The organism is Paludibacter jiangxiensis, from assembly GCF_001618385.1.
GTDB lineage: Bacteria > Bacteroidota > Bacteroidia > Bacteroidales > Paludibacteraceae > Microbacter > Microbacter jiangxiensis.
In genome coordinates, this window is sequence record NZ_BDCR01000002.1 from 234,420 (window position 1) to 260,788 (window position 26,369).

Here is a 26,369-nt window from a genome sequence, read left to right on the forward strand (position 1 = left end):
GACTATAGCAATTTAAGCGCTTGCTTTATGGCTTGTTCAATTGTCAATGACGGTGAACCGGCAAAGATCTTCTCTAATGCTTTACTGATAGGTGCCTGTTGAAAACCCAGCATCATCAAAGCCTGAGCAGCCTCTTGTTTTACAGAAGAATACGATTCGGTTCCGGTTGTTTTAGCCTCACCGGCTATCCGGCCAATTTTATCTTTCAGGTCAATGATTACCCGTTGCGCTGTTTTCAGGCCGATGCCTTTAATGCTTTTAATCGCTGTTACATTGTCCTGAGCAATATGCTGCTGAAGTTCAGCGATTGATAGTGAGGATAATATCATTCTTGCAGTATTGGCTCCAATGCCCGATACCGAAATCAATAATAAGAACATTTCGCGCTCTTCTTTGGTGAAAAAGCCAAAAAGTAAGTGAGCATCTTCTCTGATAGCTTCGTAAACGTAGATTTGAGCGCTATCCTTATTTTCAAGGGATGAATAGGTCGTCAGGGAAATATGTGTCAGGTAACCGATACCTCCGGTTTCGACTGTGGCCGAAGTGGGGGTTAGTTCTGTTATTTTCCCCTTAATATAATCAATCATTGAATTTGGTTCTGAAATTTAAGATGTTGTCTCTTTACAACTTGTTAGTTGTAAACGTAAAAAAAATATTTGTAGTACGTAATGTCTACAAAAATAATGGTTTTTTATGATATTCGATCTTAAATAATTGCTTTTTTGTTAAACGGAAAAAACAAATTTAATCCTGATAACTTCTCAGAGGAATGAAACCGGAACCGAATGACGATTCCTGAAAGTATCAGCTTTTTTGCTTTAAGGTTATTAGCTCCGGAATGAAAAGGAACGGAATTGAGAATGAGCTGCGTATGTTGATTTAGTGCGAGAGTCTTGTTACAGCCATTTTTTCCATCTGAAATAGAACAAAATAACGACTACTGTTATGACCATCAGAAAAATACATCCCCAAAAACCATATGTCATTTGAGATCCGGGCAGGTGGGCGAAGTTCATGCCGTAGATACTTGCAATTAAAGTTGGAGGCATGAAGATTACCGTCAGGATGGTAAATATTTTAATGATCTGATTCTGTTGGGTATTGACAAGCCCCATAAAGGTATCCTGCAGGAAATCAAGACGATCAAAATTGAATCGTGTGTATTCAAACAAAGAATTTATGTCTTTGATGATAATGGTTAATTTTGGTTTTAGGTCGGCAGGAAAGATGTTGCTTTTCAGCATGTTGGATACCACTCTTTGTTTATCAATAATGGCCTCACGAATCGACATCGTTTTTTCCTGAAGGTTCTTGATGGCAATCAAAACATCTTCTTCTGCATCCGAGTCTGATTTTAGAGTGTTACTTAAAGCGGTGATTTCCTGAGTGGTGTCCTCTATCATGTCCGCGTCTATTTCAACCCGGGTTTCAAGAATAGCCGCAATAACCTGGTATCCGTTGGTGTAGCTTTTACTATTTGCGAAGAGTTTTTTTACCGTCTCATTGAACGACTTCAGATTAGCACTTCGGACTGATACCAGAATGTTGTTTTTGAGGATAAACGATACTGCCTCCTGCGTGTAGTTGTCCAGCAGGAATTTAGAGTTGGCGACAATAGTGTCGGCGGTCTCGATGTATCGTGAGCTTATCTCGATTTCTTCAATTTCTTCTTCTTCCTGAATATAAATTTTCAGGAAGTCTTCCAGTTGATCTTCAACCTCTTCGGCTACATCATTGAGGTCAATCCAGATGAAATTTGAAAGAGGAATTGTTTTTAGAGTATCAATGTCTTTCGACATTTTGAGTCTTCCGTTTTCATGGTAAAATAATCGAAGTTCTGACATGATAATAAACGGTTGAAGGTGATTTTTTATAGTATTCTGACTCCCGGAATTGTCTTATTGCTTGGTTGATGCAACCCAGTTGGTGAGTTCAACAAAGGACGCTACGTCCAGCTGTTCCGCTCGTTTTTCCAACAAAGGATGCGTTGCCTGCGGATTATTTGTTAAAACTCTGAGTGCATTTCGGAGAGTTTTTCGTCGCTGGTTGAATCCGGCTTTCACCACGGCAATAAAGAGCTTTTCATCGCAGTCGAGCTTTGCTACTTTGTTGCGTTTCAGTCGGATTACCCCTGATTTTACTTTGGGAGGCGGATCGAAGACATGCTCCGATACGGTAAACAGGTATTCTATATCGTAATATGCCTGAAGGAAAACGCTCAATATACCGTAACTCTTGTTGCCCGGAGGCGATGCAAGGCGCTCAGCTACTTCTTTCTGCAACATGCCGGCAATCACCGGTATGCGATCTTTGTATTCAAGTGCCTTGAAAAATATCTGGCTCGAAATGTTGTAGGGAAAATTACCGATGATACAGAATGGTTCCCCACCAAAAAGCGAGTCTATGTCATAATTCAGAAAATCGCCTTCGATTAAAGATAGCTGCGGGAAATGTTCTTGTAAGTAAACAACAGATTCTGAGTCTATTTCAATAGCGGTGAGCTGCATCAGAGGATTCTGAAGCAAAAACTGGGTAAGAACACCGGTACCAGGGCCTATTTCAAGAACATTGGTCGGATTCTCCGGGGATATACTGGAGGCAATGCGTTGGGCAATAGATAAATCCTTAAGGAAGTGTTGGCCCAAATGTTTTTTTGCTTTTACGTAATTCATGAGGAGCTGCTCCGTGTTAATAAATTAGACTAAAACCGGCAGAAAAGCGTATATTTGCACACAGTTTCTGGTATGCAAATTTACCCATAAATGATTAGATAACCTAAAGTTGTGCTAAAAAAGCAAAACGACAATCAAAAGTTTAGAGATGAGGAAAATAGCCATAACGATTCGTAAGTATATCATTCACTTTATTGACTTCTTTTATATAAAACCTATTCGGAGGATAATTCCGGAATCGCTTTTTCGGTATTTTTTTTGCGGCTCGGCTAATATGGTGTTTGACTGGTGTCTCTATTTTGTTCTCTACAATTTTGTTTTTGCAAAAGAGATATTTCATTTGCCCTTTTTAGCAATTTCTCCGCACATCGCAGCATTTGTATTTTCGTTCCCAGTGTCGTTTGTAACGGGCTTTTTGTTAGGAAAATATATTAGTTTTCAGGGTTCTTCCCTGCGTGGTCATACGCAACTGATGCGTTATGGAATGGTGACCGGAAGCAATATTCTGATAAACTATTTTGGCTTGAAGATACTTGTAGAACAAATGGGTATTTTCCCGACTCCGTCTAAGATGATTGTGTCGTTGGTGTGCACTGTTTTCAGTTATGTCATGCAGCGTTATTTTACGTTCTCGAAACGATTGTGATTTCTATTATTGATTGATTACCATGAATATTCCACGTCTGAAAAATTGTGATTCGGGAAATTTTTTCCTGTTAGCCGGCCCTTGCGTTGTAGAGGGAGAAGAGATGGCTTTGTCTATTGCAGAGCGGATTGTGACTATTTGCGACCGACTCAGGATTCCTTACGTTTTTAAAGGGTCTTACAGGAAGGCAAATCGCTCGCGAATTGATTCATTTACAGGAATCGGTGATGAAAAAGCCCTGAAAATACTGCAAAAGGTAGGACGGGAATTCGATATTCCGGTGGTGACCGATATTCATACCGAACAAGAGGCCGTATTGGCTGCCGAATACGCTGATGTGCTTCAAATTCCGGCTTTTCTTTGCAGACAAACAGAGTTGCTGGCAACTGCGGCAAAAACCGGGAAGTGGATCAATATTAAAAAGGGACAGTTTCTTTCTCCTGATGCCATGCAATTTGCAGCCCAAAAGGTGATTGATTCCGGTAATGATCAAGTGATGTTGACGGAAAGGGGAACAACTTTCGGATATCAGGATTTGGTTGTTGATTTTCGTTCAATTCCGGTAATGCAAAAGACCGGTTGTCCTGTAATACTGGATATTACCCATTCGTTACAGCAACCCAATCAGTCGTCCGGAGTTACCGGCGGTCAGCCTGAAATGATTGAAACGATGGCAAAAGCAGGCGTTGCGGTTGGTGTGGATGGTTTGTTTATTGAAACGCATCCCGAACCCTGGAACGCCAAATCGGATGGTGCGAATATGCTACAATTGGATAAGCTGGAAGGTTTGCTTGAAAAACTGGTAGCTATCAGGCAGGTAATCTGATTTTAGTGGATAAATTCGTCGCCGGCAAGCGTCATTATAACACCAATGACCGCGATGATCATGATGATACTGCCGGTGATGATGTTTACCCATCTCAATCCTCTGACGTTGAATTTGTTGCGGAATACATTAACGATGCTGGTAAGGAAGAACCACCAGATGCAGGCTCCGACAAGAATGCTCGAAAATCCGACTACAGCTTGTCCGAATTGAGTGGATGCCGTAATGAAGCTGAAACGGGCATAAAGAGCCATAAATAAGAAAATAATTACGGGGTTGGTTACCGTCAGAGCAAATGAAGTAACGAAATCCTGCATATAGCTCTCTTTGGCTTCCGATGTCTTTGAGAGCTGACGGACAGGATTGCTCCTTGAAAGATAAAATCCGAAGGCGAGCACAAGTATACTCCCTGCAATTTGAATAGCAAATTTGTGTAATTGCAGAAAATCAACCACAAAACTCATCCCATATCCGGTTACAATAGCATAAAGCAAGTCAGAGGCAGTTGCTCCTAAGCCGGTAGCGATGCCATAGTATTTGCCTCGATTTAAGGTGCGTTGAATACATAATACACCTATAGGACCCATAGGCGCAGATACGCAAATACCGATAATTATGCCTTTCCAGATAATATCAAACATCCTGCAAATATCGGTAATTTTTTGCAATTTTCTGTGGGGTGGGCTAAAAACAATCGTTTTATAATTGTAAATTGGTTTAATAAATTTATTGATAAAATGCAATTTTTTCGCTTGTGTTCAGGAGTGTAGAACTTGCAAAATGTTTTAAGTGAGGAGAATTTTTATATGTCAGAGAGTATTGTAAAACTTGAAGGTGTTTCGAAATTGAGTCAGTATGAATCGTTGTTCGCACAATTGAAATCCTTGTTGGGAGGAGAAAAGGATGTGATTGCTAACATGGCTAATGCAGCCGCTGCAATCAAAGAGGTTTTTGGCTTTTTTTGGGTGGGATTTTATATTGTTCGCGAAAATCAGCTCGTACTGGGACCATTTCAGGGGCCAATTGCCTGCACCCGGATAGCTTTCGGAAGGGGCGTTTGCGGTACAGCCTGGAAAGAGGCGAGTACGCTTATCGTGCCGGACGTGGATGCCTTTCCGGGGCATATTGCATGTAGCTCTTTGTCTAAATCGGAAATTGTAGTTCCTCTGATGCATGAGCAAAAGGTGTGGGCAGTGCTCGACGTTGACAGCGATCAGTTGGATACATTTGATGCTGTTGATAGGGAATTTCTTGAAAAAATAGTAGTTCTTATAAATGAGGAGGAGTGATGTGATTGTTTGTTGCATCAGTGTGATCGGTCAATTACAAAAAGTGTGAATTGCTCATGAAAAACTTGCAAAAAAATAACAAAAATAAGCTTCGGATTACTGCAAAGGACTATGTAAAAGCGGTGAAGAAAGCGGATCGGGAGATTGAACTTACGCTGCAAGTTGGTTGGAAGTCAATCCATAAGATTCATAAGAGCAAAAAACTGTATGACCGTAAATCGTACAAGAAGAAGCTTGGTGGAGAGGATTAATTCGTTAAATAAACTAAAAACACTGATATTTAATAGCTTCTCCTTATGAATGTTGATGTTGTTTGTTTCTTGATATATAGTGGTTTATCTATTCAATGTTTGCTTCTTTGATATCTTCGTGTTCGTACACGGTATTGCAGAATAAAAGAAAATAGTATACATTCGCAAATTCAAAATTAACCTGAAACCATGAGTGTCGATAAAAAGATAACAATCAAAGATATTGCGAAAAAGGCCGGGGTATCTGCCGGAACCGTAGACCGTGTTCTTCATAACCGGGGCGAAGTTTCGGAAAAAAGTAAAGAAAAAATAAAGGCTACGCTGAAAGAACTCAATTATGAGCCGAACCTTATTGCCAGTTCTTTGTCGGCAAGGAAAACTTACCGTATTATATCCCTGATCCCTTCTTTTGAGGAAGGTGATTATTGGGAGGCGGTTGACAAAGGAATTGACAGAGCCATCGCCGAGTTTGATAAATTCAATGTAGAGATAGAGAAACGATACTTCAACCAGTTTGAAGCTCAATCGTTTTACGGTGCAATCGATGCTTTGGAACATGAGGATTTTCAGGGACTTCTTCTTTCTCCTATTTTGCGGGATAAAAGTCTGGCATTGTGTGCGACAATGAAAAAAAGAGGCATTCCGGTGGTTTTTGTTGACTCTCAGATCGAGGGTGCCGATTATCTGGCGTATTTCGGGCAGCCTTCTTTTCAAAGTGGCTTTATCGGAGCCAAATTTGTAACCGCTTCGTTGCCACAGGGGAAAAATATTGTATTGTTCCGGACTTTGCGTAAAGGCTTTATCGGAGCAAACCAGACTTTGCAGCGTCAGGAGGGTTTCCTGTCGTACCTGAGTGAGTATCGTCCCGATTGTTCGGTGGTAAACGTGGAACTGCAGGCTGGTAATTTTGAAATGAACGAGTTGCTGATGCGCAGAGCCTTCGATGAACGTAATAATGTCGGAGCTGCTGTGATCTTTAATTCTACAGCTTATAATATTGCAGCTTTTTTGGAACGCGAAAAGATAGAAAATGTGACTCTGCTGGGTTACGATGCACTGAGCAAAAATGTGGCTTATCTGAAGCAGGGCAAAATTGCCATTATCATCGCACAACGTCCCGAAATGCAAACTTATAATGGCATAAAGGCACTGTTCAATAGCATCGTTCTGAAGAAAGAAGTGAAAAAAGTGAATTATATGCCTGTCGATTTGCTGGTGAAAGAAAATGCTGATTATTATACTGATTATAAACCCTTTTGAAAGCCCGATAAACTAAAATTATTATACTATTGTCGATTTGGCAATAAACTTCAAAGAATATACAAATGAAAACTCTAAACAGACAAAATGTTCAGGCTAACACATATCCTGAACGCATTATTCAATTTGGTGAAGGAAATTTCTTGCGCGCTTTCGTAGATTGGATTGTATTCAATATGAATCAGAAAGCCGGATTCAATAGCAGCGTTGTTGTTGTTCAACCTATCGACAAGGGTATGGTGGATATGCTTAACGCTCAGGATGGCCTGTATCACGTTAATCTGCAAGGTTTGGACGAGGGTAAAGAAGTTGACTCTATCCAGTTGATCGATGTGATTTCGCGTGGTTTGAATCCTTACGCTCAGTTTGACGAATACCTGAAACTGGCAGAAAACCCTGAAATGCGTTTTGTTATTTCAAATACTACCGAAGCCGGTATCGCTTTTGATCCTGCCTGCAAACTGGAAGACAAACCGGCAAAATCATATCCCGGTAAATTGACTCAGTTGCTGTACCACCGTTTCAAAACTTTCAATGGTGCAGCTGACAAAGGTTTTCATATCATGCCATGTGAATTGATTTTTCACAATGGTGTTGAACTGAAAAAATGCATCGAACAATATATCGAACTGTGGCAGTTGGGTGCTGAGTTCAAAAACTGGTTCGAAACCGCTTGTGGCGTTTATCCTACATTGGTTGACCGTATCGTACCGGGTTATCCGAAAGATACCATCGATCAGATTCTGGAAAAAGTGCAGGTAGAAGATAAATTGGTTGTGAAGGGTGAAATTTTCCACTTGTGGGTAATCGAAGCTCCTGCATCGCTTGCTGCCGAATTCCCTGCCGATAAAGCCGGTTTGAACGTTTTGTTCGTTCCGAGCGAAAAACCGTACCACGAACGTAAAGTTACTTTATTGAATGGCCCGCACACGGTTCTCTCACCGGTAGGTTATCTGTCGGGTTTGGATACTGTTCGCGAAATTGTTGAAGATGAAGTAACCGGTAAATTCGTTCGTAAGGTGATGTTCGAAGAGTTGCTTTCGACCCTCGATTTGCCTCAGGAAGAACTCGAAGCATTTGCCAATGCCGTTCTCGATCGTTTCCGCAACCCGTTTGTAAAACACTTCGTTACCAGCATCATGCTGAACTCGTTCCCGAAATTCAAAACCCGCGATCTGCCAGGTTTGAAGATTTATCTGGAACGCAAAGGCGTTTTGCCGGAAGGGATTGTCCTTGGTTTGGCAGGTATCATTGCTTATTATAAAGGTGGCAAACGTGGTGACGTGGAAATCGTTCCGAACGATGACGCAGCTATCGTTGACCTGTTGAAAAACCTTTGGGCTACCGGTTCTATTCAGAAAGTAGCTGAAGGTGTTATGGGTGCCGAATTTATCTGGGGTGAAGACCTTAATAAAGTTCCCGGCCTGACCTCTAAAGTAGCACAGTTCCTTGCTTCTATCGAAGAAAAAGGCATGCTGGCTACCGTGAAGACAATTGTAAGATAATATGTGAGACGCAAGAGCCAGGAACCAAGAGTCAAGATAATCTGAAATTATCGGTTTTTAGTCTTGAATCCTGGTTCTTGATTCTATAATCTTAAATTATGACTACTCAATATTTAAAAATAAATCCTGCCGATAATGTAGCGGTGGCAATTGCCGAGCTTCCCGAAGGAGAAACCATTCAGGTGGATGGCCAAACCATTACGGTGAAGCAAACGGTTCCTGCCGGTCACAAAGTAGCTTTGACCTCTTTTGCCGTGAACGACCACGTGGTGAAGTACGGTTTCTCTATCGGTCATGCCATTGTGGCCATCGAAGCTGGCGAATGGGTGAATGAGAAGAAGATCAAGACCAACCTCGAAGGTGTGCTCGACTATGAGTACCAACCGAAACTGGTGCAGTTAGATATTCCGAATCGTAATCTGACTTTTAAGGGCTACAAACGTAAAAACGGCGAAGTGGGTATCCGCAACGAAATTTGGATTATCCCGACCGTGGGTTGCGTTAATGGTATTATCAATCAGTTGGCCGAAGATCTGCGTAGCGAAACCGGCGGCAATGGAGTGGATGCTATTGTGGCATTCCCTCACAACTACGGTTGCTCTCAGCTGGGCGACGACCACGAAAATACCCGCAAAATCCTTCGTGACATGGTGCTCCATCCCAATGCGGGAGGTGTGCTGGTAGTCGGTTTGGGTTGCGAAAACAACCAACCTGCTGCGTTTCGTGAATTTCTGGGCGACTACGATACAGAGCGTGTGTTGTTTATGGAAACCCAGAAAATTGCCGGTGACGAGCTGGAAGAGGGTATGAAACTGTTGCGCCAGCTCTACGACAAAGTGAGCGAAGATGTGCGCGAAGATGTGCCTCTTTCGAGCCTGCGTGTGGGCTTGAAGTGCGGTGGCTCCGACGGTTTCTCCGGTATCACGGCCAACCCGTTGCTGGGTGTATTCTCCGACTTTTTGGTGGCTCAGGGTGGTACTACCGTGCTGACGGAAGTTCCCGAAATGTTTGGCGCCGAAACCATTCTGATGAACCGTTGCGGAACTCCGGAGCTGTTCGACAAAACGGTACATCTGGTAAACGATTTCAAAGAATATTTCATCAAGAATAACCAACCGGTGTACGAAAATCCGTCTCCGGGAAATAAAGCCGGCGGTATCTCCACGTTGGAGGAAAAATCGCTGGGATGTACCCAAAAATGTGGTGCGGCAGTCGTTCATGACGTGTTGAAATACGGCGACCGTATCAAGACCAATGGCTTGAACCTGCTCAGTGCACCGGGCAACGACCTGGTTGCCAGTACGGCTTTGGGTGCTGCCGGATGCCATATGGTGTTGTTTACCACCGGTCGTGGTACACCGTTCGGCAGCTTTGTGCCTACGATGAAAATTTCTACCAATTCAACGTTGGCAGCCAATAAACCTCTCTGGATCGATTTCAATGCAGGGGTATTGCTCGAAGGAGTGTCGATGGACGAACTGAAAGAGCGTTTCATTGAATACATTCTGAAGGTGGCCAATGGCGAGAAGGTAAATACGGAAAAGAAGAACTTCCGCGAGATTTCTATATTCAAAACGGGAGTTACTTTGTAAGTGTTCGTTTGATAAATGATGGGAAAGCGCGACGGGATGTATCCTTAGTCGCGCTTTTTTTGAAAACGCCAGCCTCTACCTCCTGCAATTAAGCTTATCTTTGCATAACATTTCTATTTGGTCAATTTCTTAATCTCTATAAATTATATTTTATGTTCAAGACAAATCAGTATTTCGATGGAGAGGTGGTTTCCATCGCATTGGAGTCGGCCGAGGGGAAGGCTACCGTAGGCGTGATGGCGGCTGGCGAATATGAATTCGGTACGGCAACTATCGAGTTGATGACCGTTATCTCGGGACAGTTGACTGTTCAATTGCCCGGCGAAACCGAGTGGAAAACTTATAAAAAGTTCGAAACTTTCGTGGTTCCAAAGGATGTTAAGTTTAAAGTGAAGGCAACGGAAGATACTCCCTATTTGTGTTTGTATAAATAACCGGCAAACTGCATAAATATTTGAAAATGGGTAAGGCAACCGCGCTTTGCCCATTTTTCTTATTGTATTATAGATAAATATGCAGTTGTGACGATTCGGTCGAAAAGTGCTTTTTTGTTGTTAATCAGCTTGGATTGTCGTAACTTTGCACTCTCTTTTGGAAATAGGAAAATGAGTTTGGATCATTATTGTGTGATCCTTATCTGTCATTTGTCTTTATTCCTTGTTCTTTACTCTTTGTTCTGAAATATATGCCTCAACGTACAGAAATAGCTACTCTTGGAGAGTTCGGATTAATCGATCATCTCACCAAACAGTTTTCAATCACTAATCCTTCGACCGAAAAAGGGGTGGGGGACGATGCCGCCGTGCTGTCGTATCCCGATAAGAAGGTGTTGGTGACTACCGATCTGTTGCTTGAAGGGATTCATTTCGATCTGGTTTACGTCCCCCTGAAACATTTGGGGTACAAAGCTGCCGTGGTCAATTTTTCCGATATTTATGCAATGAACGGAGCTCCGAAGCAACTTACGGTTTCGATGGGGATTTCCAAACGCTTTTCGGTGGAAGATATCGATGATTTTTATGCCGGATTGAAATTAGCCTGCGAACGTTACGGCGTCGATTTGGTGGGAGGCGATACCTCGGCATCGGTAACCGGTCTTTCCATTTCCATTACTTGTGTGGGAGAGGTCGACTCCGATAAAGTTGTTTACAGAAACACGGCCAATGAAAACGATATTATTTGCGTAACCGGCGATCTGGGTGCAGCCTACATGGGCTTGCAACTGCTCGAACGCGAAAAAATAGCTTTTAGTGGTCAGGAAGATTTTCAACCAGACTTCAAGGGAAAAGATTATCTTCTCGAACGTCAGTTGAAACCGGAAGCCCGCAAAGAAATCATTGAAGCTCTTGCTAATAAAAATGTTGTGCCGACTTCGATGATTGATATTTCGGATGGCCTGTCGTCGGACATGTTGCATATCTGTACCCAAAGCAAAAAAGGATGCCGCATTTACGAAGACCGTCTGCCGATCGATTATCAGACAGCCGTGATGGCCGAAGAGCTCAATATGAACCTGACCACCGCTGCCATGAACGGAGGTGAAGATTATGAACTGTTGTTTACCGTTCCGGCATCTCAACATGATGATGTAGTTGCCATCGAAGGGGTAAAAGTAATCGGATATATAGCCAAAGAAGATTTGGGTTGCGCTCTGATAACCCGCGATGGTCAGGAATTTCCCATCAAAGCCCAAGGATGGAATATCAATGATGCAATTTGATATATCTTTAATTGTCTTTGTTCTTTACTCTTTGATCTTTGTTCTAATAAAAAAATATGAAATGAACATGTTGCTTTGCAAAGCCAGCAACAACGAGGGAGCTTTGTAGTAACATGGAATTCCATGTGACCTTTAAAAAACGAATTATATTCACATGAAACCTTTAAACGAACTGAAAATTGGAATTGCTTCCGACCACGCAGGCTTCGAACGCAAAGGCGCTGTTGCCGAATGGTTAGTCGATCAGGTAGCCGAATTGCACGATTTTGGCACCGATTCAACGGCAAGTGCCGACTATGCTGATTATGCTCATCCGCTGGCTCAAGCAGTTGAAAACGGCGAATTCGATCTCGGAATCGCTATCTGCGGAAGCGGTAACGGAATCAATATCACGGTCAATAAACACCAGGGGATTCGTGGTGCACTGTGCTGGAAACCCGAACTGGCAGCGCTTGCCCGTCAACACAACAATGCCAATATTTTGTCTCTTCCTGGTCGTTTCATTACCGACGAAGAAGCTATCGAAATGGTACAAATATTCCTGACCACCGATTTTGAAGGCGGTCGTCATCAGACCCGCATCGACAAAATTCCGTGTTGATTCAAATTTGTGTAGAGACGCATTGCATGCGTCGTTGTATATAATCGTATTTGTGCGTTTCGTCATTTAGAACGCAAGGTTGTGATTCTGATTGGCGTATGAGACGCATGCAATGCGTCTCTACGGGAATTGGACACACGGCCTAAACCAGACGCATGCAATGCGTCTTTACATTGTGTAATTTGTAAATTTTAAACAATGAAACCATTCGACGTATATCCTCTTTTCGATATAGAAATTGTAAAAGGCGAAGGGTGTTACACCTACGATGCGCAGGGTAACAAATACCTCGACCTTTATGGTGGTCATGCCGTCATTTCGATCGGGCATACCCATCCGCATTATGTGAAGCGTGTAACCGACCAGTTGAATAAACTGGGCTTTTATTCCAATTCGGTGCAAAACAGTTTGCAGGTTCACTTGGCTGAAAAGCTGGGTAAGGCATCCGGTTACGAAGATTATGATCTGTTTATGATTAATACCGGTGCCGAAGCCAACGAAAATGCACTGAAACTGGCCTCTTTCTACAATGGAAAGAAGCGAATTGTTTCGTTCGGCAAAAGCTTTCATGGTCGTACCTCGGCGGCCGTTCGTGTAACCGATAATCCTAAAATTGTAGCTCCCGTCAATAGCGGAATGGAGGTGACATTTCTTCCGTTGGACGATATAGATGCTGTAAAAGCAGAATTAGCCAAAGGTGATGTGAGTTCGGTGATTATAGAAGGTATTCAGGGCGTTGGTGGTATTCGTATTCCCGATGATAACTTTTTGAAACAGTTGCGTCAGGTGTGTGACGGAACCGATACAGTGTTGATTCTGGACGAAATTCAGTCGGGTTACGGACGTAGCGGAAAGTTTTTTGCTCACCAGTATGCCGGCATTCGTCCCGATATGATTACGGTGGCAAAAGGTATCGGAAACGGCTTTCCGATCGGCGCGGTGCTGATCGCTCCCAAGTTCAAGGCGGTTCACGGACAGTTGGGAACAACGTTCGGAGGAAATCACCTGGCTTGTGCAGCTGCTTTAGCGGTGCTCGAAGTGATGGGAGTAGAAAAACTGGTTGAAAATGCAGCTGAGGTCGGCGATTTCCTGATGGTTGAACTGAAGAAGATTTCGGGCATTAAAGAGGTACGCGGGCGCGGTTTGATGATCGGTATCGAGTTTGAAGAATCGGCAGCAGCTATCCGTCGCAAACTGTTATTCGAAGAAAAAGTTTTCACCGGAGCCAGCGGAACCAATGTAATACGTCTGTTACCACCACTTTGTTTGACGAAAAATGAGGCCGAAATATTCCTCGAACGCTTTAAAAAAGTATTGAAATAATCCGTTTGCGCGAAAAGATTTAGTAACGAAAATTTCATCCTCTTTTAGTGTGAGGAAAACACGTGCTAAGTTAGTGTAAATGAAAATCTTTTTTGAGCAGGAGTTTGATTTTATTAGCCTGATAATTAGGTAATTAAAAATTAGAGAAATAATTCTTTAATTTAAGAAATAAAAGCATTGTTCGCACGAAAAAAATAACTACCTTTGTGCGACTTTTAATGAACTATTAAAACATTTATAACATGATTAAAGTAGGTATTAACGGCTTTGGCCGCATCGGACGTTTGGTTTTCCGTGCCGCACAAGAAAGAAACGATGTTCAAATCGTTGCAGTAAATGACCCTTTTTTGGATCTTGATTATTTGATTTACATGTTGAACTACGATACAGTTCATGGTAAATTTCAAGGAACAGCTGAAAACAAAGATGGTAAATTGTTTGTTAACGGCAAAGAAGTAGCATTTTTTGCAAACATGAACGCAAGTGAAATTCCTTGGGGTTCTGCAGGTGCTGAATATGTTGTTGAATCAACAGGTGTTTTCACTACAACTGAAAAAGCTTCTGCTCACTTGGTTGGTGGTGCTAAAAAAGTAGTTATTTCTGCTCCTTCTGCTGATGCTCCAATGTTTGTTTGCGGTGTAAACTTAGACAAATACACCAACGACATGAACGTTGTATCTAACGCTTCATGTACAACAAACTGCTTGGCTCCTTTGGCTAAAGTTATCAACGATAAATTCGGTATTGTTGAAGGTTTGATGACAACAGTTCACGCTGCTACAAACACTCAAAAAACCGTTGATGCTCCTTCTAAGAAAGACTGGCGTGGTGGCCGTTCTATCCTCGGCAACATCATTCCTTCTTCTACAGGTGCTGCTAAAGCTGTAGGTAAAGTTATTCCAGAATTGAACGGCAAACTGACAGGTATGGCTTTCCGCGTACCGACAGCTGACGTTTCTGTAGTTGACTTGACTGTTCGCTTGGAAAAAGCTGCTTCTTATGACGAAATCAAAGCTGCTGTTAAAGCTGCTTCTGAAAACGAATTGAAAGGTGTTCTTGGTTATACTGAAGATTCAGTAGTTTCTACTGACTTCGTTCACGAAACTCGTACTTCTGTATTTGATGCAGGTGCAGGTATCGCTTTGAACGGTAACTTCGTTAAGCTGGTTAGCTGGTATGACAACGAATGGGGCTATTCAAACAAAGTTCTTGATTTGATCGCTCACATGGATTCTGTAAAATAATCGGAACCCGATATAAATAGTGAAGCCGCTTCGAAAGAGGCGGCTTCCTCTTTTTTTAGAGAAGAAATTTCTTGACAGGTTTTGAAATAAACCGAAACACACCTACCTCTTTATGATGTCCTTTTTCAGTAGTGCCATCCGTGCAGAAAACTCTTGAAAACAGGGCAATTTTTTATGCAATAATATTCATAAAACCAATAGAATATAGTACCTTTGCATCGCTTTGTCAGTAGTTAATACTGATTCCAAAATAGAGCGTAACATTCAATCTATCAATAACTAAACAAATAAGTATGAGCAACAAACAAAAATTGTTCACCGAGTTTCCTGCTGTTTCAACTCAGGAATGGATGGACAAAGCAATTGCCGACCTTAAAGGGGCCGACTTTGAGAAAAAGCTTGTTTGGCGTACCAATGAAGGATTCAACGTCAAACCTTTTCACCGTGAAGAAGACCTGGCTGGCCTGAAAACTACAGGTTCGGTTCCTGGTCATTTTCCTTATGTGCGTGGTACAAAGGCTGATAACAGCTGGTTGATTCGTCAGGATATTGACGTTTGCAACGACTGTTTGGCTGCCGCAAATGCAAAAGCAGTTGATTTGCTGACTAAAGGTGTTACTTCTCTCGGTTTCGTTATCGATCGTGAAGCTGTATCTGCTGAAAACATCGCAGCTTTGCTGAACGGAATTGATATCGAAAAAGTAGAAGTTAACTTCAAAACATGCGCTACCGTTTCGGTTAAATTGACTGAAATTTTTGTTGCATACGCTCAAAAAGCCGGTGCCGATCCTAAAAAGGTATTCGGTTCTGTAAACTTTGACCTGATTGGCCGTTCGTTGGCTCGTGGCAAAGCAATTGAAAATCTTGTTCAACAATATGTTGACATCATCAACGCATCTCTGGCATTGCCTAAGTTCCGCGTTATTGGTGTAAATCCTTTCTATCTCAACAATGCAGGTTCTTATATCTATCAGGAACTCGGTTATGCATTGGCCTGGGGTAACGACATCATCGCCAAACTGGTTGAAGCCGGTTTGACAGTTGAAGTTATTTCAAAGAAAATCAAATTCAACTTCGGCGTATCTTCCAACTACTTCATGGAAATCGCTAAATTCCGCGCAGCTCGTTTCTTGTGGTCGAACATCGTATTTGCTTACGGTGAAAAATGTCCGCGTACCTGCTCCAACAACCAACCCGATGGTTTGGAACGTTGTGGTGGCAAAATGCGCATCCACGCTCAAACATCGGAATGGAATATGACCATTTTCGATGCTCACGTAAACTTGCTCCGTACTCAGACAGAATCTATGTCGGCTATTTTGGCTGGTGTTGATTCTCTCACTGTATTGCCTTTCGATGCAGCTTACAAAGAATCGGATGACTTCTCGGAACGTATTGCACGTAACCAACAGTTGTTGCTGAAGGAAGAAAGTCACTTCGATAAAATTGTTGACCCTGCTGCAGGTTCATACTACCTCGAAAACCTTACCGAATCCATTGCCAATCAGGCTTGGAAACTCTTCCTCGAAGTAGAAGAAAAAGGTGGTTTCATTGCAGAAGTAGAAGCCGGAAACATTCAGACAGTTATCAATACAACCAACGAAGCTCGCCGCAAAGCAGTTTCAAGCCGTCGCGAAGTATTGCTGGGTTCTAACCAATATCCTAACTTCAACGAAGTGGCTGCTGCTAAGATTGAAACAGAAGCTGCATGTGATTGTGCAAAACATGACGAAGTTCCTGCTCTCAACTTCAGCCGTGGTGCCAGCGATTTCGAAGCGCTTCGTTTGGCTACCGAAAAATCGGGTAAACGTCCAAAAGTATTCATGTTGACTATCGGTAACCTGGCAATGCGTCTGGCTCGTGCTCAGTTCTCAAGTAACTTCTTTGCTTGCGCCGGTTACGAAATCATCGATAACCTTGGCTTCGAAACAGTAGAAGAAGGTGTTGCTGCCGCTGAAAAAGCCGGTGCCGATATCATCGTTATCTGTTCAAGCGACGACGAATATGCAGAACTCGCTCCTGCAGCATTCAAAGCCATTGCAGGCAAAAAACTCTTCGTGGTAGCAGGTGCTCCTGCTTGTACCGACGATCTGAAAGCTGTTGGTATTGAATATTTCGTCAATGTTAAATCGAACGTTCTTGAGACATTAAAAGGATTCAACGCGAAATTATTATAAACACAAAGACTCGAAGCCACAAAGACAATATGAATAAAGCTGAGATAGAGACCATCGGTTCTAAAATTGTGGATGCTGCTTATTGTGTGCACAAAGAATTGGGACCTGGCTTGCTGGAGTCAGTTTATGAGTGTTGTCTTATTGAAGAATTAAAGAAACGAAATCTGACGGTTTGTAGTCAGATGAAATTGCCGGTCTTTTATAAAGGAAAACAATTAGAGAAAGAATTTATTATCGATATTCTTGTCGAAAATGAAATAATAGTAGAACTAAAAGCAGTGGAAGTGTTACTCCCTGTGCATGAAGTCCAATTGTTGACCTATATGAAACTGGCAGATAAAAAACTCGGATACTTAATAAACTTCAATGTACCAATGATCAAAGACGGTATTAAAAGAAAAATCAATGGATATTTTTAATTAGTGTCTTTGTGTCTTCGTGTTGAAAATTAAAAAGATATGAAACCAGATTTCAAAAGTTTATCTTTCGTCGGAGAAGCAAAATCCGATGCCCCCGTTGCAGGTTCGCAATGGCTTACCCCGGAACAGATTCCGGTAAAACCGATTTATACAAAAGAAGATTTGGAAGGTTTGGAACACTTGCACTATGCTGCCGGTGTGGCTCCGTTCCTTCGTGGTCCGTACAGCGTAATGTATACCCTGCGTCCCTGGACAATCCGTCAGTATGCAGGTTTTTCTACTGCTGAAGAATCGAACGCTTTCTACCGTCGTAACCTTGCTTCGGGTCAGAAAGGTCTTTCTGTAGCATTCGACTTAGCTACACACCGTGGCTACGACCCCGATCACGAACGTGTGGTTGGTGACGTTGGTAAAGCCGGTGTGTCTATCTGCTCTGTTGAAGACATGAAAGTATTGTTCGACGGAATTCCTTTGAACAAAATGTCCGTGTCAATGACCATGAACGGTGCCGTATTGCCTATCCTTGCATTCTATATCAATGCAGGTTTGGAACAGGGCGCTAAACTGGAAGAGATGGCCGGTACCATCCAGAACGATATTTTGAAAGAATTTATGGTGCGTAATACCTATATCTACCCACCGAAATTCTCGATGAAGATTATCGCCGACATCTTCGAATATACTTCAAAGAATATGCCGAAGTTCAACTCTATCTCTATCTCGGGTTACCACATGCAGGAAGCAGGTGCTACCGCTGATATCGAGTTGGCTTACACCCTGGCCGATGGTCTCGAATACCTCCGCGCCGGTGTTAATGCAGGCATGGACATCGACTCTTTCGCACCGCGTTTGTCGTTCTTCTGGGCAATCGGTATGAACCACTTTATGGAAATTGCCAAAATGCGTGCTGCACGTATGTTGTGGGCGAAGATCGTAAAACAGTTCAACCCGAAAAACCCGAAATCGTTGGCATTGCGTACTCACTCGCAAACATCCGGTTGGTCGTTGACCGAACAGGATCCGTTCAACAACGTAGGTCGTACCGCAATCGAAGCTATGGCTGCTGCGCTGGGTCACACTCAGTCGTTGCACACCAACGCTTTGGACGAAGCTATCGCGTTGCCTACAGACTTCTCGGCCCGTATTGCACGTAACACTCAGATCTATATTCAGGAAGAAACCAGCATCTGTAAACAAATCGACCCGTGGGCAGGTTCTTACTACGTAGAAGCGTTGACCAACGATTTGGCTCAGAAAGCATGGGATCGTATCCAGGAAATTGAAAAACTGGGTGGTATGGCTGCTGCTATCGAAACCGGTGTGCCTAAAATGCGTATCGAAGAAGCTGCTGCACGTACACAAGCTCGTATCGACTCGGGCAACCAGATTATCGTGGGTGTTAACCGCTTCCGTCTCGAAAAAGAAGCTCCTATCGATATCCTCGAAGTGGACAACTCGGCAGTACGTATTCAACAGATTGCCCGTTTGAAAGAACTTCGCGCTAACCGTAACGAAGCCGATGTACAGAAAGCACTCGAAGCAATTACCAAATGTGTTGAAACAGGTGAAGGTAACCTGCTTGAACTGGCCGTAGAAGCCGCTCGCGTTCGCGCATCGCTGGGTGAAATTTCGTATGCTTGTGAAAAAATTGTAGGACGTTATAAAGCTGTAATCAGAACAATTTCAGGCGTGTACTCATCAGAAACAAAGAAGGACGCAGATTTCGTGCGTGCTTGCGAATTGACCGAAAAATTCGCCAAAAAAGAAGGCCGTCAACCGCGTATCATGATCGCTAAAATGGGTCAGGATGGTCACGACCGTGGCGCTAAAGTAGTTGCTACCGGTTATGCCGACTGCGGTTTCGACGTGGATATGGGGCCGTTGTTCCAGACACCGGCCGAAGCTGCCAAAGATGCCGTTGAAAACGACGTGCATGTATTGGGTGTTTCGTCACTGGCTGCAGGACACAAAACTCTTGTTCCTCAGGTAATCGAAGAACTGAAGAAACTGGGTCGCGAAGATATCATCGTCATTGCCGGTGGTGTAATTCCTGCTCAGGACTACGACTATCTCTACAAAGCAGGTGTTGCCGCCATCTTTGGCCCCGGTACCTCCGTAGCGAAAGCTGCCGTACAGATCCTCGAAATTCTGTTGGAAGAATAAGAAGCCCCCTATATCCTCCTCAAGGAGGACTTAAAACCACAAAACCGGACTTGTCTGAAAATGACAGGTTCGGTTTTTTTTGTTGTTGTCTCTCTCGATGAAATATTGTGATATTGATAATTTAGTTTATATTTGTGAATTAATATATAAAACATTCTTAATAGAGCCTGTGTGCAGATTGTGGTAAGCAAATAAGAATGAAAGTGATATGAATATAAATTGTTTTAATCTTTAATCAGTAATCTAAAATCGTTATGGAAAACATGGACAGTTTCGGAAAGCAAATTGCTTTAAGTCATGAGGTGAAAGAATATCTTATCGTGTCTTCAAAATGGGGTAAATTTTTAGCCATTGTAGGCTATGTGGGAATAGGCTTGATGGCTCTTTTTGCCCTCTCTTTAATGGCTGGATTTTCAGCATTTAGTGCGTATATGCATTTGCCTTCAGCATCCATGGGTGCTGTGGTAGGCTTTGTGTATCTTGCAATAGCAGCGGTTTATTTCTTCCCGACTACCTATTTGTACCGCTTTTCTGCGGGAATCAAAAAGGGCATTGAACAAGAAGATGAATATTCTGTTACGGATGGATTCCGCAATCAAAAGAAACTATTCAAATTTATGGGGATTTTCACAGTTGTGATTCTGTCGATCTATGCGGTTATTCTGGTTATTGCTATTCCGGCTGTTCTTGTGTTGAATGCCGCCGCGTAATAAGCAATAATCTTTTAAAGACTTGAGGGTGTGACTTCAAGTAACGCCCTCAGCTCTGTAAAGTTGTAACAATATTTGTAAATACTGCTTTTGTAAATAGAATTTACGAAAGTTGGTTGAGTAAATTAGACGTTAAGAGTTATACAAAAGAAAGTCATAATTGACCATGAGTGAAAATTTCAGAAATAGAACTATTTCAAGTATTCTGGATTTGACAAAAGGAAAAGAAATCACATCTGATGATTTCTTCAAAAAAGAGATAGATGAAATTTTTCAGCTTCGTTATGACTTTGAAACTGCAATAAGAGAAAAAAATCCGAGATTCGTCTGCTATTATTGTAAACAAGCAGTAAAGATTAGAGGACAACGAGATTCAAAAGTAATTATGCACTTTGCACATCTTCGAGATAGTAATGAATGTCCAATAAAGACTGGAAATACATATACAAAAGAAGAAATTCAAAGAATCAAGTATAATGGAGCTAAAGAAAGTGAGCTTCATTATACTTTAAAAATAGGACTTGCAGACTTTCTTAAGAAAAATCAAGAACATAGAAAAGGGATTGAAGAAGTTAATATTGAAAAAGTAATAAAAGATCAAGCAATTCCAAAGATTTGGAAGAAACCTGATGTTTCTTCGGTTTATAATGGAAAATCAGTTGTGTTTGAATTGCAACTTTCAACAACATTTTTAAGTGTAATTAATTCAAGACAAGAATTTTATAGGGGTAATAAAACCTATATATTATGGGTCTTTAGCTCCTTTGATACTGACGATGATAAACGGAAATTCACTCAAAGTGATATTTTTTATAATAATAATTTTAATGGTTTTGAATTCAATCAAGAAGCAATTGAATTATCTGAAAAAGAAAATGACTTAGTTTTAAAGTGTTATTATAAAAGGCTTTATATTAAAGATTTGTCAATAATTAATGAATGGGATGAATGTATGGTTAAGCTTCAAGATTTGACTTTTGACAATGAAAATTATTCCGTTTATTATTACAATTACTCAGCTGAACAAGAACGTTTAGAGGAAGAACTTAAAACAATAAAAATTTTAGAATATTCGCCGTTAATCAACCTTGTGAAGAAAGAGAATTCTAACTATGAGATAATCAATTTGATTCTTGGTGGTTATAAGGTAAAAAAGCCAGAAAAGAAATACATTTTAAGTCTGTACAATGATGAAATTGCAAATGTTAAAGTAATAGATCAAGATAGTTGGCAAGTAAATATCATATGGGTTACAATACTTTTGAAAATACAGAATGTTGAAATAATAAAACGATTGGCTGACAGTCACCATCTTAGTCGAATTATTTTTGATATTTTAAGTTTGAAACTCAATAAAATTCTTGGATACGCTTTTGATAACCATAGACAAATTGCAAATATTGTTTTGCAAAGTCGAACAGAATACCTTGATGTATTTTTAAAAGCAGTAAATGAGTATAGACCTGGATTGTTTAAAATAGAGGATAAAAAAGGGAAATTGGTAAGGACTTTAAAGAAACTCATGACAGATAAACCCGATCAAAAAATAGAGAATTATGATATTTTAAAGATTATGTTTCCTGAGCTGTTTTAAAATGATGATACTGAGTAAAGTACAGTAAATGCCCCTGCTTCCATTCGAATCTTTCACGTGGGCAAACCACCCGGTGAAGCAAAACGAAATAATAATAGCTGGCTGGAGAAGTCAGAAAGGCAAAGACATGGACACACGATACATTAGCTGCGCTGATCTTCAATTCGTTCGGCAGCAAGAGAGTAAAAACTAAATATTACAGTCATGAAAAATAAGACTAAACTTTTATTTATTCTTTTGGGATTGTTGATCGTTATACAAAGTTGCCAAAAAGACACATCAATGAATCAAACCAATACAGTTCAAGTCTCAATTTCTAAAAATCAAACATATAATTATGATTTGGGTAGTTTTGGAGACGAGGAAGGTGCAAGCATTTCAAAACAAGCATTACATTATTTGATATGCAAAACGGATAGAGAAGTATCTTCTGGTAAAATACAGTTTACATACGTGCCGGAGAAAGATTATATAGGCGCTGACGAAGTGATAATTAATACGTCAAGAGGTTCTGACGGTGCGAGTTCTGGCAAATACTTTTCGACAATTATCTTTAAAATTAATATCACAAACTAAACATACCTGATTTTCCGGATATGCAATCACGTATGGTTTAATACCTTCATTGGAACATCGCGTGCGGTAGCGAAGGACTTGCTTTATTGCCGATAACTCTCCTTTTTTCTCCAAATTTCCCGAAAAGTTATGACTTTTCAGGAATCAAATCCTCAAAAGTGAACTTCCTGATAAATTGTGAATGCAAAAGCGCTATTTTTGTATTCGCAATTTTTAGCTTATGTCACATCAAAACGCATCTGTAAAATCCATCATTTTTGCACTGTCTGCCAATTTCGGCATTGCAGTTACCAAAACCGTAGCGGCAGTTATCACAGGCTCCGGCTCAATGCTTGCCGAGTCCATCCACTCTTTTGCTGACTGCGGAAACCAGTTGTTGCTTTTTCTCGGCTTAAAGACCTCAAAGAAGCAGCCGAATGATGAACATCCGCTGGGTTACGGCATGTCAATCTATTTCTGGTCGTTTATCGTGGCGCTGATGCTTTTCAGTATGGGAGGTTTGTTCTCCATTTACGAGGGTATTCACAAGCTGCATACGAATGAACCGGTCAGTAATCCGCTGGTGGCAATCATCGTGTTGTCGCTCAGTATGTTGCTCGAAGGTGCTTCGCTGTTGGGATGCCTGAAGCAAATCAAACCGATCCGAGGAGAACAAAGCGTATGGAACTGGGTCAAAAATACCCGCCAGAGCGAACTGGTGGTCGTGTTGGGTGAAGATGTTGCGGCATTGCTGGGGCTTGCTTTTGCACTGGTTTTTATCGTTTTATCGGCTGTGACCGGTAATCCGGTATACGACTCCATAGGAAGTATTGGTATTGGGACCCTGTTGGTTGTCGTATCTTTATTTATTGCAACTAAGGTAAAAGGGTTGCTGATAGGGCAGAGTTCGGATGTAACGGTAAGGCAGGATATGAAAGCCTTTCTGGAAGCTCGACCGGAAGTCGATCTGGTTTTTAATCTCATTACCATACAGTTGGGCAGTAGAATAATGGTGGCCGTAAAGGCTAAAATGGTGGAAGTCGCCACTCCCGGGCAGATGATACAAAATATCAACACCTGCGAAAAAGCGCTGAGAGAAACATTCCCCAACATACAATGGATATTTTTTGAGCCTGACGTCGAGGATCAAAATGACTGATAAAATAAAGAAGATGGTACTTGTCGCGTAACGTACCGAAATTGGCTATAGTCACAATATTATAGCCATAATGATTAGTTTCAGAGCGACATCACGCCGCCCTGAAATCTTGATGTAAAATGTTTAAGCAAAGAATGGGGTATGCCCCTGTTTGGTGTTTGAGTTTTCATGGCTGTGAGCATTGGATGCTTAATAAGATGAAACCATCATCTTTTTCAAGACGGTATCTCCGTCTATTGAACTTCCGTTTTTTTCATTTAAGACACGTCGGATATTGGCCATCGCAACTTCACGTTGGTGTATCAATACCGGATTATCAGCGGAGATAGCATATTCATGCATCTCTTCCTCTCTTGCTGCATGGCCTTGTGTCAGTACATGTTCTGTTTGATGGGTCGCTTTTTGCATCGGTTTTCCGGGGACCATTACGTATTGAATTTGCTTCACGGGACGGTCGATATATTGCACTGTTCTTATCGAATCGCGTACTACTTTTGTGGGGATTACGGAGGAGAGATTGATGTTCAGTCCGATAAAGAAAAGGATTGCGGCGGCGGCAGCAGTCTGGTACAGTGGAATTGGCAGTCGCAGCAATGACGTGCGGTGTGTTTTTGCCTTGAGTGCGTCGTCAAGCCTTGATTTCAGACCGGAAGAAGGTTCTATTTCATCAATGCCACGGGATGGTGCCATGGTGTACAAATCGTGCATGGCCTTGTATTCTTCCTCGGTTAAGGACTTTCTTACCATATCTTTTTCGTACACATTCAATCCGTCAAAATCCTTTGTTCGGAGTAACAATTCCAGTTTGTCAAATTCCGTGTTCATATGTTGGGTTAGTTTAGTTCGGGTTTGTAGATTGCCAGTTTTTTTGCCAGTTGCCGGGTGAGATAAAAAAGCCTCGATTTGACAGTTCCTTCGGGACAATCAAGAATGCCGGCTATTTGTTTTACACTCATCTCTTCTGTAAATCGCATATTGAAAAGTAGTTCCGATTCCGGATCAAGTTGGTTAAGTTCTGCTTGTAACCGGTTGTTGAATAGTTGCCTGTCGATAGTATCGGCCTCCTGCTTTGTCTCTGCCGGGTTGTATTGGTATTGTTGTTCGAATTCCTGTCGTGCTGATCGGTTTCGGTATTCGTTTTTAATCATGTTTCCGGCCAAAGTGTAAAACCACGTACTGAAAGTTCGTGTGCAATCAAAACTTTCCGGATGTTCGATGATTTTCAGAAAGAGATCGTGCAGCATATCTTCCGCTTTTTCCCGGTCATTGTTGGTCATGCGAAAAAAGAAATTGAGCAACGGTTTGGAATATCGGCAATATAATTCATCAAATGCCGACTGCCCACCCCGGGTGAGCAGCGACATAAGTTCTTCGTCGGTTTTTTTGCTGAAGTTCTGATGAAATAGTGCCATCCTTATTTTTCAAAATATTTCATCAAGTCTGATACCCCGGCTTTCAGAGTAACTGTTTCGGCCAGGGATTTCAATTTTTCCGCTTTTTGTAGTTCTCCGCTTTGCAGATAATGTTCATACAGTTTCAGAAAGACGGGAATATAACCGACACTTATTTGATCTCCAGCCGTTTGTGCGTAGTGATTGCAAAAGTTCTGCTTCATGAAATCGAGCAAATACTTATTTTCTACATTGTTACGTAAAACGGCCAGGTTGTCAAATGATTTTTCACTGTATTTATAAGACAATCCTATCAAATAAAATTTGTCTGAGTATGCTTTGTAAAAATCAGAAGGTGCAAAAGAAGAGATGTAGATTGGCCTGTTGTGGACATTTTCAATCAGGTGTTTGACAATATTTTCCGATTGTCTCTCCGAGCCATCTTTAAAGGTGAGTGGCGGTATCCCGTTTTCTTTGAATACCCATTCCCGATAAGAGTCGTTTATGCTTAACGAGACATTCAATACCAGCACGTCAGGTCTCACCTTCTTTGCATTTTGCAGCACCCAGGCAGGATACGTATCATTATCTCCATTGACCAGTAAAATGGCATTCGGATCCAGAGATATTAAGTTGTTGTAGGCGGTTATTAAAAGTTCTTGCGGCATTTCGTTGCTGTCGAACCATTTTTGACAGGTTAATTGTAAATCAGCTTTATCATTTCTGAATATATCCCGGTTTACCAACCAGGGAAATAACAAGTTGTCATAAGGTTTGAGTGCCTGAGCTTTCGCAATGTATTCATCCCCTTCTGCAGCTCCTCCTTTATCATCATTTATTTTAAGAAAATAGAGTTCAAAACTATTAGGGATGGCTTTTTCTGCCAGTTTGATGATGTCCGATTGGTCTAAAAAGTAGGTTCCCTTTTTATTTTCCCATTCTTTATGGTCGCAAAATATTTCAGCCATTCGGTTCGCTTTGAACCAATATACCCAGGCTATTTTGTCTTTTGTCCCTCTGTCGATTTCGTGTTTCCATGCTTTTGCTTGTTGTTCGTACCAACCGAAATCATGAATCTGGCGTATAATGGAGTATACAGGTTCCGGCTTTTGTGACCAACAATACGTTGTATACATACTCAAAATAAGTACTGCGATAATTTTACGGGCTGTCTTCATGCGTTGAAAATTTTAGTGGTTTTGATATGTTATACACGCAAAGGTCAGAAACGTTCAAAATTATGCAATCATTTCAATAAAATTCATGATTGAA

26 protein-coding genes are annotated in these 26,369 nt (G+C 41.6%); 19 read left to right on the forward strand and 7 right to left on the reverse strand.

Going from position 1 to position 26,369, the window contains the following annotated elements:
• Positions 1-2 precede the first annotated feature (2 nt).
• The 3 genes from ruvA to rsmA all read right to left on the reverse strand — a co-directional run bounded on the left by ruvA (position 3) and on the right by rsmA (position 2,672).
• Positions 3-587 (reverse strand): Holliday junction branch migration protein RuvA, encoded by a 585-nt coding sequence (ruvA, locus tag PJIAN_RS06095; protein WP_068703092.1) that lies wholly within the window; start codon positions 585-587, stop codon positions 3-5.
• Positions 588-896: 309 nt separating this feature from the next.
• Positions 897-1,844, reverse strand: coding sequence for a magnesium/cobalt transporter CorA (gene corA / locus PJIAN_RS06100; RefSeq protein WP_068703094.1), 948 nt, complete (start codon positions 1,842-1,844; stop codon positions 897-899).
• Positions 1,845-1,898: 54 nt separating this feature from the next.
• Entirely contained in the window at positions 1,899-2,672 is a 774-nt protein-coding gene (gene rsmA / locus PJIAN_RS06105) for a 16S rRNA (adenine(1518)-N(6)/adenine(1519)-N(6))-dimethyltransferase RsmA (protein WP_068703104.1), read from the reverse strand.
• A gap of 148 nt (positions 2,673-2,820) precedes the next feature.
• On the opposite strand from rsmA, the gene PJIAN_RS06110 reads away from it, so the two are divergent.
• Together PJIAN_RS06110 and kdsA are read left to right on the forward strand one after the other, a co-directional pair.
• Positions 2,821-3,318, forward strand: a complete 498-nt coding sequence (locus tag PJIAN_RS06110; protein WP_101750731.1) for a GtrA family protein — start codon at positions 2,821-2,823, stop codon at positions 3,316-3,318.
• A 28-nt stretch (positions 3,319-3,346) separates the two neighbouring features.
• Entirely contained in the window at positions 3,347-4,144 is a 798-nt protein-coding gene (kdsA, locus tag PJIAN_RS06115) for a 3-deoxy-8-phosphooctulonate synthase (protein WP_101750734.1), read from the forward strand.
• Between the two features lie 2 nt (positions 4,145-4,146).
• Here kdsA and PJIAN_RS06120 read toward each other — a convergent pair whose 3' ends face one another.
• Positions 4,147-4,803 carry a LysE family translocator gene (locus tag PJIAN_RS06120; RefSeq protein ID WP_439951399.1) on the reverse strand — a complete coding sequence of 219 codons (657 nt, stop codon included), beginning with the start codon at positions 4,801-4,803 and terminating at the stop codon, positions 4,147-4,149.
• A gap of 147 nt (positions 4,804-4,950) precedes the next feature.
• On the opposite strand from PJIAN_RS06120, the gene msrC reads away from it, so the two are divergent.
• The 17 genes from msrC to PJIAN_RS06205 all read left to right on the forward strand — a co-directional run bounded on the left by msrC (position 4,951) and on the right by PJIAN_RS06205 (position 23,706).
• Positions 4,951-5,433 carry a free L-methionine (R)-S-oxide reductase MsrC gene (msrC, locus tag PJIAN_RS06125; protein ID WP_068703117.1) on the forward strand — a complete coding sequence of 161 codons (483 nt, stop codon included), beginning with the start codon at positions 4,951-4,953 and terminating at the stop codon, positions 5,431-5,433.
• Between the two features lie 56 nt (positions 5,434-5,489).
• A complete protein-coding gene (locus PJIAN_RS06130; protein WP_101750732.1) occupies positions 5,490-5,684 on the forward strand; it encodes a hypothetical protein in 195 nt (64 codons plus the stop codon).
• 189 nt (positions 5,685-5,873) lie between these two features.
• Positions 5,874-6,944, forward strand: a complete 1,071-nt coding sequence (locus PJIAN_RS06135; protein ID WP_068703118.1) for a LacI family DNA-binding transcriptional regulator — start codon at positions 5,874-5,876, stop codon at positions 6,942-6,944.
• Positions 6,945-7,009: 65 nt separating this feature from the next.
• Positions 7,010-8,449, forward strand: a complete 1,440-nt coding sequence (locus tag PJIAN_RS06140) for a tagaturonate reductase (RefSeq protein ID WP_068703120.1) — start codon at positions 7,010-7,012, stop codon at positions 8,447-8,449.
• 98 nt (positions 8,450-8,547) lie between these two features.
• Positions 8,548-10,041, forward strand: coding sequence for a UxaA family hydrolase (locus PJIAN_RS06145; protein ID WP_068703122.1), 1,494 nt, complete (start codon positions 8,548-8,550; stop codon positions 10,039-10,041).
• A 152-nt stretch (positions 10,042-10,193) separates the two neighbouring features.
• Positions 10,194-10,475, forward strand: coding sequence for a pyrimidine/purine nucleoside phosphorylase (ppnP, locus tag PJIAN_RS06150; RefSeq protein WP_068703123.1), 282 nt, complete (start codon positions 10,194-10,196; stop codon positions 10,473-10,475).
• Between the two features lie 251 nt (positions 10,476-10,726).
• On the forward strand, positions 10,727-11,761 hold the full coding sequence (gene thiL / locus PJIAN_RS06155) for a thiamine-phosphate kinase (RefSeq protein WP_068703125.1): 1,035 nt from the start codon (positions 10,727-10,729) through the stop codon (positions 11,759-11,761).
• Positions 11,762-11,915: 154 nt separating this feature from the next.
• A complete protein-coding gene (gene rpiB, locus PJIAN_RS06160; RefSeq protein ID WP_068703127.1) occupies positions 11,916-12,362 on the forward strand; it encodes a ribose 5-phosphate isomerase B in 447 nt (148 codons plus the stop codon).
• Positions 12,363-12,560: 198 nt separating this feature from the next.
• On the forward strand, positions 12,561-13,685 hold the full coding sequence (locus PJIAN_RS06165; protein ID WP_068703129.1) for an aspartate aminotransferase family protein: 1,125 nt from the start codon (positions 12,561-12,563) through the stop codon (positions 13,683-13,685).
• Positions 13,686-13,927: 242 nt separating this feature from the next.
• On the forward strand, positions 13,928-14,929 hold the full coding sequence (gene gap / locus PJIAN_RS06170) for a type I glyceraldehyde-3-phosphate dehydrogenase (RefSeq protein WP_068703131.1): 1,002 nt from the start codon (positions 13,928-13,930) through the stop codon (positions 14,927-14,929).
• Positions 14,930-15,222: 293 nt separating this feature from the next.
• Positions 15,223-17,106 (forward strand): methylmalonyl-CoA mutase small subunit, encoded by a 1,884-nt coding sequence (gene mutA, locus PJIAN_RS06175; protein ID WP_068703133.1) that lies wholly within the window; start codon positions 15,223-15,225, stop codon positions 17,104-17,106.
• A gap of 29 nt (positions 17,107-17,135) precedes the next feature.
• Entirely contained in the window at positions 17,136-17,525 is a 390-nt protein-coding gene (locus PJIAN_RS06180; RefSeq protein WP_068703135.1) for a GxxExxY protein, read from the forward strand.
• Positions 17,526-17,564: 39 nt separating this feature from the next.
• Positions 17,565-19,688 (forward strand): methylmalonyl-CoA mutase, encoded by a 2,124-nt coding sequence (gene scpA, locus PJIAN_RS06185; protein ID WP_068703137.1) that lies wholly within the window; start codon positions 17,565-17,567, stop codon positions 19,686-19,688.
• A gap of 254 nt (positions 19,689-19,942) precedes the next feature.
• Positions 19,943-20,398, forward strand: a complete 456-nt coding sequence (locus PJIAN_RS06190; protein WP_068703139.1) for a hypothetical protein — start codon at positions 19,943-19,945, stop codon at positions 20,396-20,398.
• A 166-nt stretch (positions 20,399-20,564) separates the two neighbouring features.
• On the forward strand, positions 20,565-21,992 hold the full coding sequence (locus tag PJIAN_RS06195; RefSeq protein WP_068703141.1) for a DUF6035 family protein: 1,428 nt from the start codon (positions 20,565-20,567) through the stop codon (positions 21,990-21,992).
• Between the two features lie 204 nt (positions 21,993-22,196).
• Positions 22,197-22,568, forward strand: coding sequence for a hypothetical protein (locus PJIAN_RS06200; RefSeq protein WP_068703143.1), 372 nt, complete (start codon positions 22,197-22,199; stop codon positions 22,566-22,568).
• A gap of 220 nt (positions 22,569-22,788) precedes the next feature.
• Positions 22,789-23,706 carry a cation diffusion facilitator family transporter gene (locus PJIAN_RS06205; RefSeq protein ID WP_068703145.1) on the forward strand — a complete coding sequence of 306 codons (918 nt, stop codon included), beginning with the start codon at positions 22,789-22,791 and terminating at the stop codon, positions 23,704-23,706.
• A 189-nt stretch (positions 23,707-23,895) separates the two neighbouring features.
• Here the strand turns inward: PJIAN_RS06205 and PJIAN_RS06210 are convergent, their stop codons facing one another.
• From PJIAN_RS06210 to PJIAN_RS06220, 3 genes are read right to left on the reverse strand one after another with little or no spacing between them, the layout of a single operon-like run.
• Positions 23,896-24,531 (reverse strand): hypothetical protein, encoded by a 636-nt coding sequence (locus PJIAN_RS06210; RefSeq protein WP_068703147.1) that lies wholly within the window; start codon positions 24,529-24,531, stop codon positions 23,896-23,898.
• 8 nt (positions 24,532-24,539) lie between these two features.
• Positions 24,540-25,118: an RNA polymerase sigma factor gene (locus PJIAN_RS06215; protein WP_068703149.1), complete on the reverse strand. Its 579-nt coding sequence runs from the start codon at positions 25,116-25,118 to the stop codon at positions 24,540-24,542.
• A 2-nt stretch (positions 25,119-25,120) separates the two neighbouring features.
• Positions 25,121-26,275: a hypothetical protein gene (locus PJIAN_RS06220; RefSeq protein ID WP_068703154.1), complete on the reverse strand. Its 1,155-nt coding sequence runs from the start codon at positions 26,273-26,275 to the stop codon at positions 25,121-25,123.
• Between the last annotated feature and the right edge of the window lie 94 nt (positions 26,276-26,369).

Bases quoted from the DNA above. Each gene is read 5' to 3' on its own strand.
- PJIAN_RS06205 (WP_068703145.1), top strand. From the start codon at position 22,789: ATGTCACATCAAAACGCATCTGTAAAATCCATCATTTTTGCACTGTCT.
- PJIAN_RS06215 (WP_068703149.1), bottom strand. From the start codon at position 25,118: ATGGCACTATTTCATCAGAACTTCAGCAAAAAAACCGACGAAGAACTT.
- ruvA (WP_068703092.1), bottom strand. From the start codon at position 587: ATGATTGATTATATTAAGGGGAAAATAACAGAACTAACCCCCACTTCG.
- gap (WP_068703131.1), top strand. From the start codon at position 13,928: ATGATTAAAGTAGGTATTAACGGCTTTGGCCGCATCGGACGTTTGGTT.
- PJIAN_RS06220 (WP_068703154.1), bottom strand. From the start codon at position 26,275: ATGAAGACAGCCCGTAAAATTATCGCAGTACTTATTTTGAGTATGTAT.
- PJIAN_RS06200 (WP_068703143.1), top strand. From the start codon at position 22,197: ATGAAAAATAAGACTAAACTTTTATTTATTCTTTTGGGATTGTTGATC.
- PJIAN_RS06110 (WP_101750731.1), top strand. From the start codon at position 2,821: ATGAGGAAAATAGCCATAACGATTCGTAAGTATATCATTCACTTTATT.
- PJIAN_RS06135 (WP_068703118.1), top strand. From the start codon at position 5,874: ATGAGTGTCGATAAAAAGATAACAATCAAAGATATTGCGAAAAAGGCC.
- msrC (WP_068703117.1), top strand. From the start codon at position 4,951: ATGTCAGAGAGTATTGTAAAACTTGAAGGTGTTTCGAAATTGAGTCAG.
- rsmA (WP_068703104.1), bottom strand. From the start codon at position 2,672: ATGAATTACGTAAAAGCAAAAAAACATTTGGGCCAACACTTCCTTAAG.
- PJIAN_RS06210 (WP_068703147.1), bottom strand. From the start codon at position 24,531: ATGAACACGGAATTTGACAAACTGGAATTGTTACTCCGAACAAAGGAT.
- mutA (WP_068703133.1), top strand. From the start codon at position 15,223: ATGAGCAACAAACAAAAATTGTTCACCGAGTTTCCTGCTGTTTCAACT.
- thiL (WP_068703125.1), top strand. From the start codon at position 10,727: ATGCCTCAACGTACAGAAATAGCTACTCTTGGAGAGTTCGGATTAATC.
- PJIAN_RS06180 (WP_068703135.1), top strand. From the start codon at position 17,136: ATGAATAAAGCTGAGATAGAGACCATCGGTTCTAAAATTGTGGATGCT.
- PJIAN_RS06195 (WP_068703141.1), top strand. From the start codon at position 20,565: ATGAGTGAAAATTTCAGAAATAGAACTATTTCAAGTATTCTGGATTTG.
- PJIAN_RS06165 (WP_068703129.1), top strand. From the start codon at position 12,561: ATGAAACCATTCGACGTATATCCTCTTTTCGATATAGAAATTGTAAAA.
- corA (WP_068703094.1), bottom strand. From the start codon at position 1,844: ATGTCAGAACTTCGATTATTTTACCATGAAAACGGAAGACTCAAAATG.
- PJIAN_RS06190 (WP_068703139.1), top strand. From the start codon at position 19,943: ATGGAAAACATGGACAGTTTCGGAAAGCAAATTGCTTTAAGTCATGAG.
- PJIAN_RS06140 (WP_068703120.1), top strand. From the start codon at position 7,010: ATGAAAACTCTAAACAGACAAAATGTTCAGGCTAACACATATCCTGAA.
- scpA (WP_068703137.1), top strand. From the start codon at position 17,565: ATGAAACCAGATTTCAAAAGTTTATCTTTCGTCGGAGAAGCAAAATCC.
- rpiB (WP_068703127.1), top strand. From the start codon at position 11,916: ATGAAACCTTTAAACGAACTGAAAATTGGAATTGCTTCCGACCACGCA.
- ppnP (WP_068703123.1), top strand. From the start codon at position 10,194: ATGTTCAAGACAAATCAGTATTTCGATGGAGAGGTGGTTTCCATCGCA.
- PJIAN_RS06145 (WP_068703122.1), top strand. From the start codon at position 8,548: ATGACTACTCAATATTTAAAAATAAATCCTGCCGATAATGTAGCGGTG.
- PJIAN_RS06130 (WP_101750732.1), top strand. From the start codon at position 5,490: ATGAAAAACTTGCAAAAAAATAACAAAAATAAGCTTCGGATTACTGCA.